Origin of the sequence: Liquorilactobacillus sicerae (assembly GCF_029916425.1) — a bacterium.
In the GTDB taxonomy this organism is placed as follows: domain Bacteria; phylum Bacillota; class Bacilli; order Lactobacillales; family Lactobacillaceae; genus Liquorilactobacillus; species Liquorilactobacillus sicerae.
In genome coordinates, this window is the sequence record NZ_JAHAVQ010000245.1 from 1 (window position 1) to 447 (window position 447).

The 447-nt window shown below is 36.5% G+C and carries 1 protein-coding gene; it reads right to left on the reverse strand.

Annotation, left to right across the window (positions count from 1 at the left end):
* Positions 1-60: 60 nt before the first annotated feature.
* On the reverse strand, positions 61-447 hold a 387-nt coding region (locus KH893_RS12255; RefSeq protein ID WP_281166334.1), incomplete at its 5' end, for a carbohydrate kinase family protein.

A 447-nucleotide genomic window follows, 5' to 3' on the forward strand; every position in this document is an offset into this window, starting at 1 on the left:
CTACTGCTACTAACTTATTTTTCTGAAGTTTTGTTAAAACAGCTGATTTTTCAACCACTTTCATGCCTCACTTTCTTGCGAAATTTCTGTTTTTTGAAAAAATTTTTTTAATTCATTCTTATCAGGGTAGCCATCGTTATCACCTGGGGTTTGCACCTGCAAGGCACCAATAGCGTTTCCTCTCAAAGCTGCAGATTTAAATGACTTTCCTTCTAGCAATGCAGTGATAACACCCAGCGCAAATCCATCACCAGCGCCAACCGTGTCAACAACTTTTTTAACTTTAAATCCTGGTATAAATGATTTTTCACCGGTCTTTATTTTTACAAACGAACCACGTGATCCCACTTTCACCATGACAACTTTCGTTCTGCTATTATGCAAATAAAAATCAGCTATCTTTTCAGGATCATTAGTATTTGTTAGTACTTTTCCTTCGTTAATTCC